This window comes from Methylobacterium aquaticum, from assembly GCF_001043915.1.
GTDB lineage: Bacteria > Pseudomonadota > Alphaproteobacteria > Rhizobiales > Beijerinckiaceae > Methylobacterium > Methylobacterium aquaticum.
In genome coordinates, this window is the sequence record NZ_LABX01000201.1 from 1 (window position 1) to 17,103 (window position 17,103).

Below are 17,103 nucleotides of genomic sequence, written 5' to 3' on the forward strand. Positions count from 1 at the left end.
TTCGAAGGGACGTTCGAAGGGGAGTTCCAACGGGACGTGTAAGGGGACGTGCACGTGGGCTCCCATCACCGGCGGCGCGGCCGGGATCGGCGGCACGGGCACCGCGGCGACACGCGCCACGCCCGCCTCGCGCTCGCGGGCGATCTCGTCAGCCAGGATCCGGTGCGGCGCCGGCTCGGGGGCGAGCGGAAGCGGCAACGCGGCGACCGCCGGGGCCGCGGCCAAGGTGTCGGGCAAGATCTCGGGCAAGATCTCGGGCAGACGATCGGCCACGGTCCCGGCAGGACCCGGCGTCACGTCCGGCGCAGGAGCGGCAACCGACGGCGGCGCGGAGCGGGACTCGGACCTGCCCAGATAGGACAGAGCCCGCACCGGCTCGACGACGCCCCAGGCGAGGAAGCGCAGGCTGCCGGTGAGGAGGTCGCGGTGGCGCCGGCGGCCCTTCAGGAAGGCGCGCAGGGCAGCGGCATCGCCGTACATCAGGCCGGCCACCGTGCGATACTGGGCCGGCGCGAGGGGCGCAAAGGCGACGACCCGCAGCTCCGGCTCCGGCGCCGCCTGGAGCGTGAAGCGCAAGGCGGGACCGGCGGCGGCGTGAAGCACGCCGCCCTCCGGCATGGCCGGCCAGGCCCCGCCATCGCTCCGGCGCAGGGTCGCGGCCTCGGCGCTCATCCGGTCGACGATCACGGGCACCTGGACGGGCACCTGGACGGACATTTGGACAGTCCCCTGCTCGGATCCGATCGTCACCAGGGCCGGGCGGCCGACCGGCAGGCTCGGGCTGCGCTCCTCCTGGCGCCGCTCGGCGACGACGCCCAGCGCCACCCCGGCGATCACCAGGTTGAACCCGCACCACAGGCCGACGACCAGCATCAGGCTGGTGACGCCGGGCTCGTAGAGGTAGCGCCACGCCGCCATGCCGCAGCCGCCGGCGAGAGCCGCGAAGATCGCGAAGAACGGCCAGGCCAGGGCGGAGAGGTGGTCGTGGTCGAGGCCCGCGCCCTTGGCGGTGACCGAGAAGCTCGGGCGCCGGGGCGACAGGATCACCGCGGCGATCGAGCGGACCAGGAACACGCCCTGGACATACTCGTACAGCTCGGAGACGAACGGCCAGCGCACGTGGCCGTACAGGTAGTTCTGGATCATCAGGTTGGCGACGATGTAGGTCGCCGTATAGGCCAGGGCCTCGTCCACCGACGAGACGAAGATCTTCACGTCGAAGAAGATGTGCAGGAGCGGCGCGAGCATGAAGATCAGACGCGGCAGCGGGAAGAACCAGTACGTCATGCTCGACAGGTAGGCGAGCTTCTGGATCGGCGCCAAGCCCCGCTTCATCAGCGGGTTCTTGAGCATCAGGATCTGGATCATGCCCTGGCACCAGCGGCCGCGCTGGACGATGAAGTCGGCCAGGCTCTCGGGCTGAAGGCCGGCGATCAGGGGCTGCCCGACATAGGCGCTGGTCCAGCCCTTGCCGTGCAGGTCGAGGGCGGTCTCGCAATCCTCCGTGATGGTGATGCCCGAGAACCCGCCGACGGTGTCGAGGGCCCGCCGTCGCAGCAGCGCCGCCGAGCCGCAGAAGAACGAGCCGTTCCACTTGTCGAGCCCGGTCTGGGTCACTCCGTAGAACATCTCGTTCTCGGACGGCATGCGGGCGAAGGTGCGGAGATTCCGCTCGATCGGATCGGGATTCAGAAAGACGTGCGGAGTCTGGACCAGGAACAGGTTCGGGTCCTGCGCAAACAGCCCGACCGTCTCGGCGAGGAACGAGCGGAACGGCGCGTGATCGGCGTCGAGCACCAGCACGATCTCGGCGCGCGAGGCGGCGAGCCCGTTATTGAGGTTGCCGGCCTTGGCGTGCTCGTTGCGGGCGCGCGTCAGGTAGCGGGCGCCGAGCGCGCGGCAGAGCGCCTGCAACGCGGCCCGGCGGTCCTTCGCGGCTTGCGCCTTGACGGGGTTCGGATCGGCGCATTTCTGGTCGGTGCCGCCGTCGTCGAGGAGCCAGACGGTGAGCTTGTCGGCCGGATAGTCGAGGTTGAGCGCCGCCGCGAGGGTCACGGCAAGCAGCTCCGTCGGCTCGTTGTAGCTCGGGATCAGGACGTCGACGGCGGGCAGCGCCGCGGCCGGCGGCAGGGCGACGGGCCCACGCACCAGCGGATCGGCATTGACCACGAGGCTGACCGCCAGGATCAGCACGCAGTAGAGTTCGGCGCCGAGCAGCATCAGGCCGAAGCCGAGGCCGACCGGATCGTCGAGGGAGGGCAGCGTGCCGGTGAGGCGCCAATAGACGTAGCGGATCACCACCAGGCTGCCGAGGGCCAGGAAGGCGAGCCGGGGCAGGCCGCGCCGCGGGGCGAGCAGCCACAGGGCGGCCATGCCGGCGCAGGCGGCGGCGCAAAGCCAGGTCTGCGCCTCCGGGCCGACCGGCTGGACGAGGAACCCGACCGTGAGGAGAGCCGAGAGCCCCCAGGCGATCCAGCGAAGGGCGGCGGCCATCGCTAGAAGCCCGCCCGCATGTCGACGGTGGTGTAGAGGCCGCCCTTGCGCGTCTGGTCGTGGAGATAGCCCGCCGCGACGCCGAATTGCAGCGCGCCGACCTGGAACCCGCTCCAATGGGCGCCGATCCGCCATTGCCGGTAATAATCGTCGCCCAGCAGGGCGACCTCGGGCCCCAGGAATCCGCCCATCACGGCAACGCCGCCGCGCAGGCGGCCGTAATAGGCGTTGAAGGTGCTCGAATACGTGCCGGTCGCGTGCACCATCGTGCCGGGGGTCGGCCGGGCATAGAGGTCGAGGGCCGCCTTGAGGCCGCCGGCATTGCGCAGGCTCGCCTCCAGCCCCGGCATCTCGTTGCGGCGCACGTTGAGGCCGACGAAAGCCGACAGCACCGCCTCCGGCCAGACCCAGCCATAGCCGACCATCGCGGCGACCTCCGCCTGCTGGCCGAGCCCGGTGCCGGCCCGGTACGAGCCGATCGTCGCGTCCGCCCGCAGGCGCAGGCCGCTGGTGAGGAGGGTGCCGGCCGGCGCCGCGGTCGCGGTCGCGCCGGCGAATTGCGAGCCCTGCGAGCTGACGGTCGTCGAGGTATCGACCGAGACGATCCAGGAGTCCTGGGCCCCGGCGGTCTCGGCGCCGGTATACCAGTCAGCCGCGAGCGCCGGCCGGCCGGAGGCGGCCGTCAGGGCGAGAACGCATCCGGTGAGGACGCGCGGAAACGGGCCGCGCCGGACGACGACGCGGGCGAGAGTGGGGTGCATGTCGATACGCCACGAGACCCTGCAACACGGGCAGGATCGGACGCACATCCTTAAGCAGACCTTGCCGGGACGGGCGGCATCCCGCGCGATGAAGTCTTACGTCCTTCAGGATGATGGCGGCGGGACGGGGCGCCGGAAGGGGGCGTCAAGCCTGGCCGGGCCCCGCATCCACAGCCGTGCCGGGATAGGCGGGGGATGGCGATCGGCACAGCTCCCCCAGCCGTGCACCTTGTCCGGGAAGTCGTGGGATCCCCTCTCCCGCGTAGGAGAGGGTAGGGGCGAGGGTGGCGACGGTGCCGGCGCAAGCTCCCGCCGCTCCGCTGCGAGCACGACGGTTCACACTGTATTGCTGAAGCGTGTCACCCTCGCCCCCGACCCCTCTCCCACACGGGAGAGGGGAGATCGCTCGACTTTGAAGCGATCCATCGTTCGACGCGGAAGCGGACTGGGGCCCGATCGCATGCTTGCGGCTCAGGGAGTGCTGCGGGACGCCCCCGCCCTAACCCATCCGGTCGAGGCCACCCGGCGAGGCGGGGGCTTCCTCCAGGCCGGCGATCAGGCGGCGGGTCTCGAATGCCGCAGCGATGCAGCGGGCCCGGGCCCGGGCGAGTGCCATCCCGAACGCGCTGGGGTCGCGGGCGACCTCGTCCTCGCCGCAGGCTTCCAGCTCGGCGCAGGCCCGGGAGAGCGGGGCGAAGCCGAGCATGCCGGCCGCCGAGACGAGGCCGTGCGCCTCGAAGCGCAGCCACGCCCGCTCGGCGGCCTCACTCCCCTCCCCGGCGAGCGCCCCGGTGACCTGCTCGGCGAGGTGGCCGAGGAGGCGCCGCACCGCCTCGGGCGGCAGGAAGGCGCGCACGCCGTCATAGAGCGACTGGTCGAGCACCGCGGGCTCGTCCTCGGATACCGGACCGCGATCGAGCCAGCGGGTGAGCAGGGCGGTCAGCTCGGCCGGCGCGAAGGGCTTGCCGAGGTGGTCGTCCATCCCGGCGTCGCGAAACGACTGCACCTGGTCCGGCAGCACGTTGGCCGTCATCGCGATCACCGGCACCCGCCCGGCCGCACCCGGCAGGCAGCGGATCAGCCGGGTCGCCATGGGGCCGTCGAGGCCCGGCATCTGCACGTCCATCAGGACGAGGTCGTAGCTCCCGGCCTCGGCCGCCCGCACCGCCTGGAACCCGTCGGTGACGACGTCGACGGCATGGCCGGCCTTGCGCAGCATCAGACAGGCGAGTTCGCGGTTCACCTCGATGTCCTCGACGAGGAGGATGCGGCCCGCGCGCCCCGGCACGGCCGCGGGGCGGGCCTGCGGCGGCGCCTGCTCCTCGGCCCGGGGCAGCGTCAGGGTGAACCAGAAGGTCGCGCCGCGCCCGGCCGACGAGATCACCCCGATCTCGCCGCCCATCGCCTCGACGAGGCGGCGGCTGATGGCGAGGCCGAGGCCGGTGCCACCGTAGTCGCGGCGGATCGAGCTATCGACCTGCGAGAAGCGCTCGAACAGGCGACCCTGCTTCTCGGCCGGGATGCCGATGCCGGTATCGGCGACGGAGAAGCGGATCCGCTCGCCGGCCCGGCCGCTGCCCTCGTGGCGCAGGGACAGGGCGACGCTGCCGCGGGGGGTGAACTTCACCGCGTTGTTGAGCAGGTTGAGGAGGATCTGGCGCAGGCGCGCCTCGTCGCCGACGAGGCGGCGCGGCAGGCTGGCGTCGATGGCGCTCGTCACCGCGAGACTCTTCTCGGCCGCCGCCGCCCCGACCACGCCGAGGCAGCCCTCCGCCAGGGCCTCGATCGCGAATGGCTCCCGCCGCAGGGACACCGCCCCGGCCTCGACGGAGGAGAAGTCGAGGATGTCGTTGACGAGGGTGAGGAGCCCCCCGGCCGAGGCGCGGGCGAGGCCGGCATAGCGCCGCAGCTCCGGCTCCAGATCCTCCGCCTGCGCCAGGAGGCCGGTGAAGCCGATCACCGCGTTCAGCGGCGTGCGGATCTCGTGGCTCATCGCCGAGAGGAAATCGGTCTTGGCGGCATTGGCCCGCTCGGCGGCGGCCTTCGCGGCTTCCGCCGCCGCCTTGGCGGCGACGAGCCCGGCCTCGGCATCCTTGCGGGCCGAGATGTCGAGGTTGAGGCCGGTCACCCGCAGGGTCCGGCCGTCCCGGTCGCGGCAGAGCCGGCCGATCGCCTGGATCCAGCGCTGGCCGCCGGGCAGCTGGACCCGGAAGGCGATGTCGAACTTGCCCCCGCCGGCGATCGCCCCGCGCAGGGCCGCGAGCGCCGGCTTGCGGTCCCCCGGCGTGAGCCGCCGCAGCCAGGCGCCGAGGGCGATCACCGCCGGGCGATCGCCGGGCAGGCCGTGCAGCCGCGCGCTCTCCGGCGACAGGGTGACCTCGCGGGTGACGAGATCGAGGTCGAACAGGCCCGCCCCCGCGGCCTCCTGGGCGAGACGCAGCAGGTCCCCGGTCTCCTCCAGCGCCGTGCGGGCCGCCAGGATCTCGTCGATGTCGAGGGCCGAGCCGAGCCAGCCGAGGAGCGCGTCGTCCTTGCGCAGGGGCTGGAAGGACAGCTGGTGCCAGCGATACGCGCCGTTGCGGTCGCGCAGGCGCCCCTGCGCCTCGCCGCATCCGCCCTGGGTCAGGGCCGCCGCGATCCGCGGCCGGTCGTCCGGGTGGTAGCGCTCCAGACGGCCGCTCCTCCCCGGGCCGATGGCGCCGAAATAGCGCTCGAAAGCCGGATTGGCGTAGACCGTGTCGCCGGTATCGGTGCGCTCCATCCAGACGAGCTGGGGCAGCGTGTCGGCGAGCGCGCGATAATGCGCCCGGCTCGCGCGGAGCGACGCTTCCGCGTCGTGGCGCGCGGAGGCATCGCGGATCGCCACGATGCGCGGCGTCCCCTGTGCGGACAGCCGGGTCTCGACCCAGATCCAGCGCCCATCCGCGTGGGACAGGCGATGCATCACCGCGCCGCCGCCGGCGAGCACGGTCACCACGCCGGCGCGGTCCTCGGGATGGACCAGATCCGCCAGGGCGAGGCCGGCCAGGGTCTCGGGCGCGCGTCCCGTCAGCGTCCGGCTCGCCGGGGAGGCGCAGACGACCCGGCCCGCGCCGTCGATCTCGGCGACGAGGTCCGGGCAGCCGGCGAGCATCCGCTCCGCCGACCTGCCCCCGAACAGGCGCGCGAGGGCGCCGCGCCAACCGGACCACGCCCCACGGCGCCCGTGCTCTTGCCGGAGGATGTCTTGCCGGAGGATATCTTGCCGAAAGGTGTCGTGCCTGAGGGCGCCCTGCCCCAACGTTTCGCCTGCGACGGTCATCCCTGCGAAGGTCTCATCGGCCATGACGAGGCCCCGGTTGCGCGCCCGGCCCTGCGCCGCGGGCGGCCTTCTTCCATGCCCGGAGAACCACCGGGCCCGGGCTTGCATCGCGACCCTTCGTCATGGCGGCAGCGGTCTCGCGGAAAGAACGGAAACTTGTCAGATATTGGTTAACCATCAATTCATTAAACGAGACTTAACCTCTCGCTGCGACCAGCATGGGTATGAACGCGACGCCCCATACGCCCCAGATCGGTACGGTTTCCTCGGCATCGGCGGCCGTCATGGCCGAGGCCCGGCTCGGCAGAGAACGGCGGCGCGACACGCGCTTCCCCGTCACCCTGTCGGCCCGCCTTCATCAGGGCGGCCGGAGCTACCGCACCGAGATCCTGAACCTGAGCCGCGGCGGCCTGCTGCTGGCGCCGGTGATGCTGGCTCCGCTCAATCCGGGCAGCCGGATCCGGGTCGAGGCCGCCACCATCGGCGAGGTCGAAGCCTATGTCGTGAGCTTGAGCGCGCTCGGGATTCATGCGCGGGTCGAGGATCCGACGGAGCGCTTCCAGAACGCCCTGGTGCGGCTGGCGCGGCTGACCCGGATCTGGACGGCGCCGGAGATGTGACGGACGGTCGTCGACGGCCGGCCGGCCGGCTTCACGCCGCACGCTGACGGCGACAGACCGGGAGCCGCCCCCAAGCCGGGGCTCCTCGACCACGGCACGCCGCGCAAGACGAGCGGCGGCACCGCGGACGAGGCCGCCCCGCGTCATACCAAAGGTCGTTGAAAACGACCTTTGGTGCCGTTCGCCAATGTTCGCTCAGCCTTTGGCTGAGTACCGAAAATTTGAGATGGTTCATCGGCCCGATGCGTCAGCATCTTGGGCCGATGAGTCATTCGGCAGGATGCCGCGACGCGCAAGCCCCGTGGCGCGATCCCGGGCGGGCGATCAGGGCACCGTGGCGGGAGCGTCGGCGCCGAGACGGGCGGGCTTGGTGCGGATGTCCATCGGGTTGCCGCGCCAGACGATGTCGCGGGCGACCCAGGCGGCGAACCAGATCGGGATGAACAGGAGATCGCGCACGAGGCAGGCGAACGGCCAGCGCCAGGAATGCGGCCAGCCGTTGCGGGCGGCGAGCCCCCATTCGGCGCCATACCAGACGGCGGCCGTGCCGAGCGTCGCGGCGAGGCCGGCCAGGCCCCCGCCCGCGGCCGGATAGGCGGCGAGCATCGGGATCACCGCACCGGTGCCGATCTCGGGGGCGAAGAACAGCGGGAAGGTGACGCGGCGCAGGCGCGCCCAGCGCAACTGGCGCGACCACACCTCCGCGGCGCGGCGCGGCCCGAGCGGCTGGGCGAAGGGCGAGGCGACGAGATGGACCTTGCGGCCCATCGCCCGGACCAGCTTGGTCGCCGCGGCATCCTCGGCGATCTCGGCGCCGAGCGCCCGGATGCCGCCCTGCGATTCGAGCAGCGGGCGGTACCACAGCATGCTCTTGCCCTGGGCGAAGCCGAGGCCCAGGGCCTCGCCGACATATTGCCAGCGCGCCTGCAAGGTGTTGAGGAAGGCGCACTCGACCTCGGCCCAGACGTTCCCGGGCCGCGTGCCGACCGGGGTCGAGCAGACCACACCCGTCGTCGGCCGCCAGGCGGCGCGCAGGCGCTGGATATAGTCCGGCGGCATCAGCACGTTCGAATCGGCCAGGATCACCCAGTCGTGCCGGGCCGCCTCCCAGCCGCGGATGCAGTTGTTGAGCTTCGGGTTGTCGCTCACCCGCTCGTCGCCGACGATCAGCCGCGCCGGCACCGAGGGGTGCGCGGCGATCAGCCGCTCGACCAGGGGCACGATCGGGTCCGTGGCGCGGGCGACGCAGAAGATCAGTTCGTAGCGCGGATAGGCGAGGCGGAAGCCGGAGCCCAGCGTGTCCTCGCTGTAGGTCTCCAGGCCGCAGACCGGCCGCACCACCGTGACCGGCGCCTCCTCACACCCGGCCGGGAGCAGATCCCGCCGGCCGAGGCGCTGCCGGGCGATGGCGAGGCTCGCGAGGTTGATCACCGTGAGGGCGAGGCAGATGATGGCAGCGATGCCGGTACCGGTCATGCGGGTCCTCCCGGGCCAGTGCCGACCTGCGCCCTGTCGTCCCCTCAAACAGGCGGGTTGTTGCAACCGTATGACGGTGCCGCCCGCTCCGGCACCGATCGCCCCGTCCGGCATCACCTGGACCAAGCCCCCGGCCCAGCTAGATCTTCGAGAAACCGCGAACCGATGAGCCCGGCATGCCGCTGACCCCCGATCCCCGCCCGACCCTCCAGGCCCCCGACGACGATCCGCATCTCTGGCTCGAGGAGATCGACGGCGTGCGGGCCCTCGCCTGGGTCGAGGCGCAGAACGCCGACACGCTCGCCGCCTATGCCGACGGCCGCTATTCCGCCGACCGCGACGGCCTGAAGGCCGCCCTCGACCGGCCGGACAAGATCCCGGGCGTGACCCGGCGCGGCGGCCTCCTCTACAACCTGTGGCAGGATGCCGAGCATCCCCGCGGCCTGTGGCGGCGCACCACGCAGGACGAGTACCGCAAGGCGGAGCCGGCCTGGGACGTGCTCCTCGACCTCGACGCGCTGGCCCGCGACGAGGGCGAGGACTGGGTGTGGAGCGGCGCCGCCAGCCTGCCGCCTCGCCACGCCCGGGCGCTGGTCCAGCTCTCCCGCGGCGGCGGCGACGCGACGGTGATGCGCGAGTTCGATCTCGACACCCGCACCTTCGTGGCAGACGGCTTCACGCTGCCGGAAGCCAAGAGCATCCCGGTCTGGCTCGATCCCGACACGCTGCTGCTCGCAAGCCCCCTCGGCGGGCCGGAGCACGCGACGCCCTCAGGGTACGCCCGCACCGTGCGGCTGTGGCGGCGCGGCACCGACCCGCTCGACGCCCCGGTGATCTTCTCCGCCGCCCCCACCAGCATGGTCGCCTACGGCTATCCCGACCGGGAGGCGACGCCCGAACGCCTGGTCTTCGCCGAGCGCACCGGCTTCTTCGACGGCACGATCAGCCTCGGCGACCGCACCGGCCCGAAGACCCGCCTCGACATCCCGACCGATGCCGATGCCCATTGGCACCGCGGCTTCCTGGCCGTCCGCACCCGCACGCCCTGGGCGGTGGGCGGCACGACCCATCCGGCCGACAGCGTGCTCGGCATCCGCCTCGACGCCTTTTTGGAAGGGGACAGAGGTTTCCAGGTTCTGTTCACCCCCGGCCCGCGCCGGGCGTTGCAGGGCTTCTTCTGGACCGGCGGGCAGCTGGTCCTGTCGATCCTCGACGACCTGAAGGCGGTGTTTCCGGTCTTCACCCCCGCTTCGGGCGGCTGGACCGAGAGCCGGGTCGGCGGACTGCCGGAACTCGGCGTCGTCAGCGTCTGGTCGATGGACGGCGAGGAGGAGGAATCGAACGGCGACCTCCTGGCGGCCGCCAACGACCCCGTCACGCCCTCGACCCTGCTGACGACGAGGCCCGACCTCGCCGCACCCACCGTCCTCAAGCAGGCCCCCGCCCTGTTCGAGGCCGACGGCCTGGTGGTGACACGGCACGAGGCGGTGTCGAGCGACGGCGAGCGCATCCCTTACGTCCAGGCCGGCCCGCCCGGGGAAACCGGCGAGGCGCCGGTGCATCTCTCCGGCTATGGCGGCTTCCAGGTGACGAACCTCGCCGGCTACTCGGCGGTGCTCGGCCGGCTCTGGCTCGCCAAGGGCGGCACAAGGGTGGTGGCCAACATTCGCGGCGGCGGCGAGTTCGGCACCCGCTGGCACGAGGCCGGGCGGCGCGAGGGCAAGGCGCTCACCCATGACGATTTCGCGGCGGTGGCCGCCGACCTGGTGCGCCGCGGCGTGACGCGGCCCGGCCGCATCGCCGCGGAGGGCGGCTCGAATGGCGGGCTCCTCATCGCCAACATGCTGACGCGCTACCCCGAGCGCTTCGGCGCGCTGTTCTGCACGGTGCCGCTGATCGACATGCGCCGCTACACCAAGCTTCTGGCCGGGGCGAGCTGGATCGCCGAGTACGGCGACCCGGACGACCCGGCGGATTGGGCCTTCCTGCAAACGATCTCGGCCTACCATGTCGCGGCAGCCGGCAAGCCCTACCCGCCGATCCTGATCGCCACGACCCGGCGCGACGACCGGGTGCATCCGGGCCATGCCCGCAAGATGGCGGCGAAGCTCCAGTCCCTCGGCTACGCCGCCCGCTTCTACGAGCCCGAGGCCGGCGGCCATTCCCACGGCAAGACCAGCGCCGAGACCGCCGCCTTCGCGGCCCTGGGCGCCGCCTTCCTGCGCCGGGCGATCGGCTGGGAGCCGGAGGTGGCCGGCACATAACGGTGTCTGCGCAGTCAAACTCGGGAACTCGGGCGCGGCGCGCACGTCATTCCGGCGGACAAGCGTGGCATCATGCCGTCGCCTCCAGCCGGAACAGGGATTCTCCACGATGCGCGCCGCAGCGATCCTCCTCGTCACCCTCGGCGTGGCCTGGACCGGTGAGGCGCGGGCCGGGATCCTGATCCAGGTCGACAAGACCACCCAGCGGATGACCGTGAGCCGGGACGGGCAGACGCTCTACGACTGGCCGGTCTCCACCGGCATGGCCGGCTACAGCACGCCGCGGGGCGCCTTCTCGCCCTCGCGGATGGTGGCCGATTACCACTCGCGCGAGTGGGACGACGCGCCGATGCCGCACGCGATCTTCTTCACCGGCCGCGGCCACGCCATCCATGGCAGCAACCACACGCGCCGCCTCGGCACCCCGGCGTCCCATGGCTGCGTGCGCCTCGCCCCGGGCAAGGCCGCGACGCTCTATGCCCTCGTCAAGGCCGAGGGCATGGGCAACACCCGGGTGGTGATCGGCGGCGACGAGACCGCGATCGCCGGACGGGCATCGTCCCAGCGGGAGGCCCGGATGCGCCGGGAGCGCCTCGACGAGGACGGCTTTGCGCAGGCTCCCCGGGTCTCGCGCCGCCGCGCCGTCGATCCGTGGGGCGACGACCGCTGGCAGCCGGTCGGGGCGACCTATCCGTCGCGCTACGGGGCGACGTACTATTCCTACGGTCCCTCTTACTGAAGAGACGTTCGGTTCTCGCAGATCGACCCGAGAAACGCCTGACTTGCGAGAAGAGAACCACACGGGTCTCTTCTCTCCCACACCCGACATCATCCTAAGATGCGACCGCAGGAAGGCTCGAAGGATGAGGTCGCGGGTGGGATGAGCCCGTCCTTCGCGTCGCATTCCGGATCCATCAGGCAGGCTCTCCGCCTTGCCGAACCAGCCGGCGCGCGACAGCTAAGGGATGTCGCGCCACCGCCAGGGAGCAGGCTTTCGGATGCGCAGCCTGTTCGTCCTGATGTCGATCGCGGTCGCCCTCGGCTTCGTGGTCAGTGGGCTCGTCAACGGCCTCGACGACCGGGCGCTGGCCCGGAGCGAGCGCGAGGCGCAGAGGCGGGTCGGGGTCGCGGTGGCGGAGTACGCCCACCGGCTCGGCCTGTCGCAGGACTGGACCGCCTATTGCCGGGCCGAGACGCGGCGCAAGCTCTCCACCTATCCGAAGGACGGCTCGGTGCCGTTCGGCCTGCGCTATACGAGCGCCAGCACCGAGGAGGTCGAGCGGGCGATCCGCGAGCGCGAAACCTACGAGCGCCAGGACCAGATCCTGTGCCTGGCACAACTGCCTGCGAGCCTGCGCGAGCAGGCCACGCCGTGAGGGCTTGGAGCAACGGCCGGATGCGTCAGCATCTTCGGCTGTTGGTGTTACAGCCCGTAGCGGCCGAAGGCCGCGCGCTCGTCGAGGACGGCAAGCGCGCCCTCGATCGCCGCGAGGCCGACTGCCCCCGGCTCGCGCCGGCGCAGCAGCCGGGCGAGAAGGCCGCCCCGGGCCTGCTCGATCACGCGAAGCGTCACCGTATCGCCGAAGCGGGCGCGCAGGACCGAGCGGACATCGCCGTGGCCATCGACGAGGCCGAGCGCCAAGCCCTGACGGCCGGTCCAGACAGCGCCGGAAAACAGCTCGTCGGGATCGCCCTTGAGCTGAGGACGGCGGCTCCGGACAAGTTCCGTGAACATCGCCTGCACGTCGGCCTGGATGGTCTTGAGGCGGGCGACATCGTCCGGGTTCTCGGGCCGGAACGGGTCCAGCATCGCCTTGGCCTTGCCGGCGGTGTGGATCCGGCGCTCGACACCGAGGCGCTCGATCAGGCCGGTGAAGCCGAACCCTGCCGAGACCACCCCGATCGAGCCGACGAGGGAGGATGGATCGCAGAAGATCTCGTCGGCCGCGCAAGCAATCATGTAGCCGCCGGAAGCCGCGACATCCTCGACGAAAGCGAGGACCGGCACCCCGGCCTCGGCGGCGAGGGCCCGGATGCGGCTGAAGATCAGGTGCGACTGCGCCGCCGAGCCGCCGGGCGAGTTGATGACGAGGGCCACCGCCCGGATCCCCGGCATGCCGAAGGCGCGCTCCAGCGCCGGGGCACAGGCGCCGAGCGACAGGCCGGCCCGCAGGGGCGTGACCGCCCCGATGGCTCCGCTCAGGCGCACCACCGGCACCACTGGATGGCGACGGGCGAGGACGTCGGGCAGGAGCGCGCGCAGGGCGGCGAGGGGCCGGAACGGCATGACGGGGCGGAGTCTCCGAGACGGGACCCGACAGGTAGGCGGAGCACGGGGCTCGGGCAAGCGAGCCGGAGCCAGCGACCTTGGACAAGCTCCCCTTGCCCCCTTTCGCGCCTGGGATGCAGGCCCGGCCATGGCCCTCGCGCGGCCGAGGGCCGCGCAAGGGCACCTCTGGCAAGGAGACCGGTGAACGGGACCTGTGGAAGCGGTTCGAGCCGGGATGGCATCCAAGTCAACCGCATGTTTTTCACCCGCGTCGATTGAAGCGAAGCCTTGCACGTCTAGATGATCGAGGAGCGCCCCTCGGTCGTCCGGCGGGCGTCCCGCCGGTCCGTCACCGGCGGGGACGAGCCTCGTTTCCACTTGACAGCCGGGACGCCGGCGCCGCGCGCCGCGCCGCCCGAGGGAGACCGACATGATGCGTGCCCTTCGATGGATCAGCCTGGTCCTGACCCTGCTGGTCGCCGGGCTCGGGCTCGGCACCAGCCGCAGCACCGCCGCCGTCCTGCCGAGCGCCGGCGCCCTCGCGGCCGAAGCCAGCGCCGCCGCGCCCCTGGTCGACAAGGTCTATTATTACCGGCGCTACTACCGCTATCGCCCGTATCGCCGGTATTACGCCTACCGGCCCTATCGTCGATATTACTATCGCCCGTACTATCGGCGCGCCTATCGTCCGTATTACCGCCGGTACTACCGGCCTTATTACCGCCCCTACTATCGTCGGATCTACGGCCCGCGCTTCTACTTCTAGTCAGACCAGAGCACGGCCCGATCACGCTGCAATCGGGTCGCGCCCTCGATCTTTGATGTTGCTGCATGGTCCGCGACGAACCGGTATCCACGGCGTCGGACGATGCGGCCCGAAGGCAGAAAGCGGCACCCGATCGCTCCACGATCGGGTGCCGCTTTCCTCGCCATGGGAGAGGCTGACCCGGCCATGGATCGGCCCTCTCCCTACCGGTCGCGGATCATCCCGAGCCGCGTGCGGATCCCTGCTCGCCCAGGTCACCGGAGAGTTCGGCACGAACGGGCCGGTGCGTCCTCCCGCGTGCCCGCGGAGCACCCTCACGGCGCGGCAACGAGCGCCCGACCCGACAGATCTGACCGCGCCTGTCGCAGACGGGGCAGATCCGCCATAGGCTCGGCGGGACTAAGCTCAGTGACATCCGCGCACGCGGTCACAAGTCACTCAATTCAACCGGGAGTACTCCAACGATCCGAAGCGGAAACCGGGATGATTTCTGTCGGCCTTGTCGATTAACAGAGCGAATCATTGTCGCCCTGATCGGCACATCCGTCACGTCGAGACCTGATCCACAGGATTCAAAAGCCCTATAACCGCGAGTTCGGCACCACATCATCGATTCCCGAACGTGTGTTTACTCACGGTTAAGCCCTGAAAGCCATCATCACACGATGAAGAGACCGCAGGCTGGTTCTCGAAATCGGGGAGCCGTCCGGCTTCCCATGCCGCGGGACCCGGCCGATGGCCGACGTCGTGCGCCGCGGGAGAGGGGCAGATGGACGTACTCGTCATCGACGACAGCCAAGCGGTACTGGCTCAGATGAAGTGGCTGCTGGAGCGGGATCAGCAGGCGGTCACCTCCATTTTCCGGAATCCGCTCCTGGCGCTCGACGAAGCGCGGATGCGTGCCTTCGACCTCGTGCTGGTCGATTACCATATGCCCGAGATGGATGGCGCCGCCGTGATCCGCCACCTGCGGGGGATCGAGCACTACGCCCAGGTGCCGATCGTGATGATCACCAGCGAGATGAGCGACGCGGTGCGCCTCGCGGCACTCGACGCCGGCGCGACCGACTTCCTCGACAAGCGCATCGGCCGGGTCGAACTCGAGGTCCGGCTGCGCAACCTGGTCCGGCTGGCGACAGCGGTGCGCCGCCTCGACGACCAGGCGTCGTGGCTCGCCGGAGAGGTCGAGAAGGCGGTGCGGACCCTGCGCGAGCGCGAGTCCGAGATCATCTTCCGGCTGTCGCTAGCGGTGGAATACCGGGATAACGACACCGGCGACCACACCTGGCGCGTCGCCCGCTACAGCCATATCATGGCCGAGGCCCTGGGGCTCGATGCCGATCTGTGCCGCCGCGTCTACCTGGCCGCCCCGCTCCATGATGTCGGCAAGGTGGCGATCCCGGACGGCATTCTGCTCAAGCCCGGCCGGCTCGACCCAGAGGAATTCGCCCTGATCCGCACCCATGCGGCGATCGGCAAGCACATCCTGGGCGGCAGCAATTGCGAGCTGATCGGCCTCGCGGCAGAGATCGCCGAATCCCATCACGAGCGCTGGGACGGCGGCGGCTATCCCCAAGGCCTGTCGGGCGAGGACATCCCGCTCGCGGCCCGCATCGTCGCCGTGGCCGACGTGTTCGATGCCCTCACCACCCAGCGGCCCTACAAGGCGGCAATGCCCTTCGACGAGGCGCGGGCCTGTATCGCGGCGGAGAGCGGCCGCCACTTCGACCCGGCCTGTGTCGCCGCGTTCCTGTCGCGCTGGGAGGATATCGTGACGGTCCGCACCGATGCCTCGGCGCGCCAGCGCGACATTCCGTTCCGGATCGAGCCCTGGGCCCGGGTCCCGTTCCTGCCCCGGGAAGTGCCGGTGGAGCCGGTGGGCGGACCGCGCGAGGACGAGGCGGCCTGATCCGCGCCAGCTTCGTGCGAGGCCCCGACCCAGGCGATGCGCGACCTGCTGCGCACCCGCGAGCAGTTCGTGCGCGAACAGGCCAGCCACATCGAGCGCATCCAGAAGACCGGCACGGCTTCCATTGATCCCGGGCCCGATCACGGCCGCAAGGCTGCACCGACCACCCACGCCAAGGCGCTCGTGAGACAGATCGAGCGCCTCGGATGTGTGTGCGCAATCAAGCTCGTGGAGACAGTGTTATTTACGGACCGCTGGCATCCGCTATCGCCCGGACATGTCAGGCCAGGGATCGACCGGGAGACCGGTCCCGCCGGCAGGCCGGGTCAGTGACCGAGGGCCCCCTGCTTGCCCGCGACCGCCCCTCGCCGCGCGGCGCAGTAGCCCGACACCGTTCCGATCGCCCACAGCGCCTTGTCGAGGGCCGTGCCGGTGTCCCGGCGCAGGAGCGCGCGGCCGCCGCTGGCGGTGAAGCGGGCGAGGCGGAATCCGAGATAGAACAGGCCGTAGCGGTGGAGCCGCAGCACCCGGCCGAAGCCGCGGGCGTAATCGGCGGCGCGCTTGTGGCGGCCGGCCTCGCCAACCTGATCGTGGTGGACGACGAGGCCGTGGCGGAACGTTACTCCCCTCCCCTGCCCGAGAAGACGCAGCAGGAAGTCGGTCTCCTCGCCGGAACGGAACGGGGTCGGGGCGCCGACGCCCAAGGTCTCGTCGAAGCCGCCGACCGCGCGGGCGGCGGCACGGCGCACGAACAGGCCGTTGGAATTGCCGGCGACCCAGACGTTGCGCCGGTCGACCGGCTGGTCGACGGCCAGGAACGCGCCCAGCGATTCGCGGCCCGTCGCATCGAGGGTGCGCCCGGTGACGGCATCGGCCTGCGGGTGCTCGGCGAAGAGCCGCACCACCTCGGCGACGAGGCCGGCCGGATACCAGCAATCGTCGTCCGGGAAGGCGATCAGATCGCCACGGCAGCGGGCGAGCCCGACATTGCGGGCCCGCGACAGGCCCGGCGCCGAGCGGACATGGTCGATGGCGAGCCGGTCGCGGTAGCGCGCCACGATCGGCTCCAGGGTGCCGGGCTCGTTCTGGTCGACCAGCACCACCTCGAAAGCGGGGCAGGTCTGGACCAGCAGCGAGTCGAACAGCCGTTCGAGCTGCGCCGAGCGGCCCTTGGTGCAGACCAGCAGGGAGACCAGCGGCGGAGGCAGGGCGATCGACGGTGCGGAGGACGGTGTGGACGACAT

Annotated in this window: 13 protein-coding genes; 7 read left to right on the plus strand and 6 right to left on the minus strand. The window is 71.3% G+C overall.

Going from position 1 to position 17,103, the window contains the following annotated elements:
• The 3 genes from bcsA to VP06_RS24145 form a co-directional block, all read right to left on the minus strand.
• The coding region (gene bcsA, locus VP06_RS24135; protein ID WP_053082014.1) for a UDP-forming cellulose synthase catalytic subunit at positions 1-2,493 on the minus strand (2,493 nt) is incomplete at its 3' end.
• A 2-nt stretch (positions 2,494-2,495) separates the two neighbouring features.
• Positions 2,496-3,254, minus strand: a complete 759-nt coding sequence (gene bcsS / locus VP06_RS24140) for a cellulose biosynthesis protein BcsS (RefSeq protein ID WP_048466349.1) — start codon at positions 3,252-3,254, stop codon at positions 2,496-2,498.
• A 499-nt stretch (positions 3,255-3,753) separates the two neighbouring features.
• Positions 3,754-6,387, minus strand: a complete 2,634-nt coding sequence (locus VP06_RS24145) for a PAS domain-containing hybrid sensor histidine kinase/response regulator (RefSeq protein WP_053082015.1) — start codon at positions 6,385-6,387, stop codon at positions 3,754-3,756.
• A 452-nt stretch (positions 6,388-6,839) separates the two neighbouring features.
• Here VP06_RS24145 and VP06_RS24150 point away from each other — a divergent pair, with 452 nt between their 5' ends.
• Complete coding sequence (locus tag VP06_RS24150; protein ID WP_197093277.1) at positions 6,840-7,175, plus strand: PilZ domain-containing protein; 336 nt, start codon at positions 6,840-6,842, stop codon at positions 7,173-7,175.
• A gap of 324 nt (positions 7,176-7,499) precedes the next feature.
• On the opposite strand, the gene VP06_RS24155 is transcribed toward VP06_RS24150, so the two are convergent.
• Positions 7,500-8,651 (minus strand): ceramide glucosyltransferase, encoded by a 1,152-nt coding sequence (locus VP06_RS24155; protein WP_048466351.1) that lies wholly within the window; start codon positions 8,649-8,651, stop codon positions 7,500-7,502.
• Positions 8,652-8,827: 176 nt separating this feature from the next.
• Here VP06_RS24155 and VP06_RS24160 point away from each other — a divergent pair, with 176 nt between their 5' ends.
• The 3 genes from VP06_RS24160 (at position 8,828) to VP06_RS24170 (ending at position 12,291) form a co-directional block, all read left to right on the plus strand.
• On the plus strand, positions 8,828-10,915 hold the full coding sequence (locus VP06_RS24160; protein ID WP_048466352.1) for a prolyl oligopeptidase family serine peptidase: 2,088 nt from the start codon (positions 8,828-8,830) through the stop codon (positions 10,913-10,915).
• 109 nt (positions 10,916-11,024) lie between these two features.
• Positions 11,025-11,654: a L,D-transpeptidase gene (locus VP06_RS24165; RefSeq protein WP_048466353.1), complete on the plus strand. Its 630-nt coding sequence runs from the start codon at positions 11,025-11,027 to the stop codon at positions 11,652-11,654.
• Positions 11,655-11,913: 259 nt separating this feature from the next.
• On the plus strand, positions 11,914-12,291 hold the full coding sequence (locus VP06_RS24170; protein WP_048466354.1) for a hypothetical protein: 378 nt from the start codon (positions 11,914-11,916) through the stop codon (positions 12,289-12,291).
• A gap of 47 nt (positions 12,292-12,338) precedes the next feature.
• Here VP06_RS24170 and VP06_RS24175 read toward each other — a convergent pair whose 3' ends face one another.
• Complete coding sequence (locus VP06_RS24175; protein WP_048466355.1) at positions 12,339-13,202, minus strand: S49 family peptidase; 864 nt, start codon at positions 13,200-13,202, stop codon at positions 12,339-12,341.
• A gap of 412 nt (positions 13,203-13,614) precedes the next feature.
• Here VP06_RS24175 and VP06_RS24180 point away from each other — a divergent pair, with 412 nt between their 5' ends.
• The 3 genes from VP06_RS24180 (at position 13,615) to VP06_RS24190 (ending at position 16,192) form a co-directional block, all read left to right on the plus strand.
• Positions 13,615-13,950, plus strand: coding sequence for a hypothetical protein (locus VP06_RS24180; protein ID WP_245291293.1), 336 nt, complete (start codon positions 13,615-13,617; stop codon positions 13,948-13,950).
• 769 nt (positions 13,951-14,719) lie between these two features.
• Entirely contained in the window at positions 14,720-15,859 is a 1,140-nt protein-coding gene (locus VP06_RS24185; protein WP_048466356.1) for an HD domain-containing phosphohydrolase, read from the plus strand.
• Between the two features lie 36 nt (positions 15,860-15,895).
• The gene (locus VP06_RS24190) at positions 15,896-16,192 is read left to right on the plus strand and encodes a hypothetical protein (protein ID WP_048466357.1); all 297 of its coding nucleotides are present in this window, start codon (positions 15,896-15,898) and stop codon (positions 16,190-16,192) included.
• On the opposite strand, the gene VP06_RS24195 is transcribed toward VP06_RS24190, so the two are convergent.
• On the minus strand, positions 16,186-17,103 hold the full coding sequence (locus VP06_RS24195) for a glycosyltransferase family 2 protein (protein WP_053082016.1): 918 nt from the start codon (positions 17,101-17,103) through the stop codon (positions 16,186-16,188). The two genes, VP06_RS24190 and VP06_RS24195, sit on opposite strands and share 7 nt — an antisense overlap.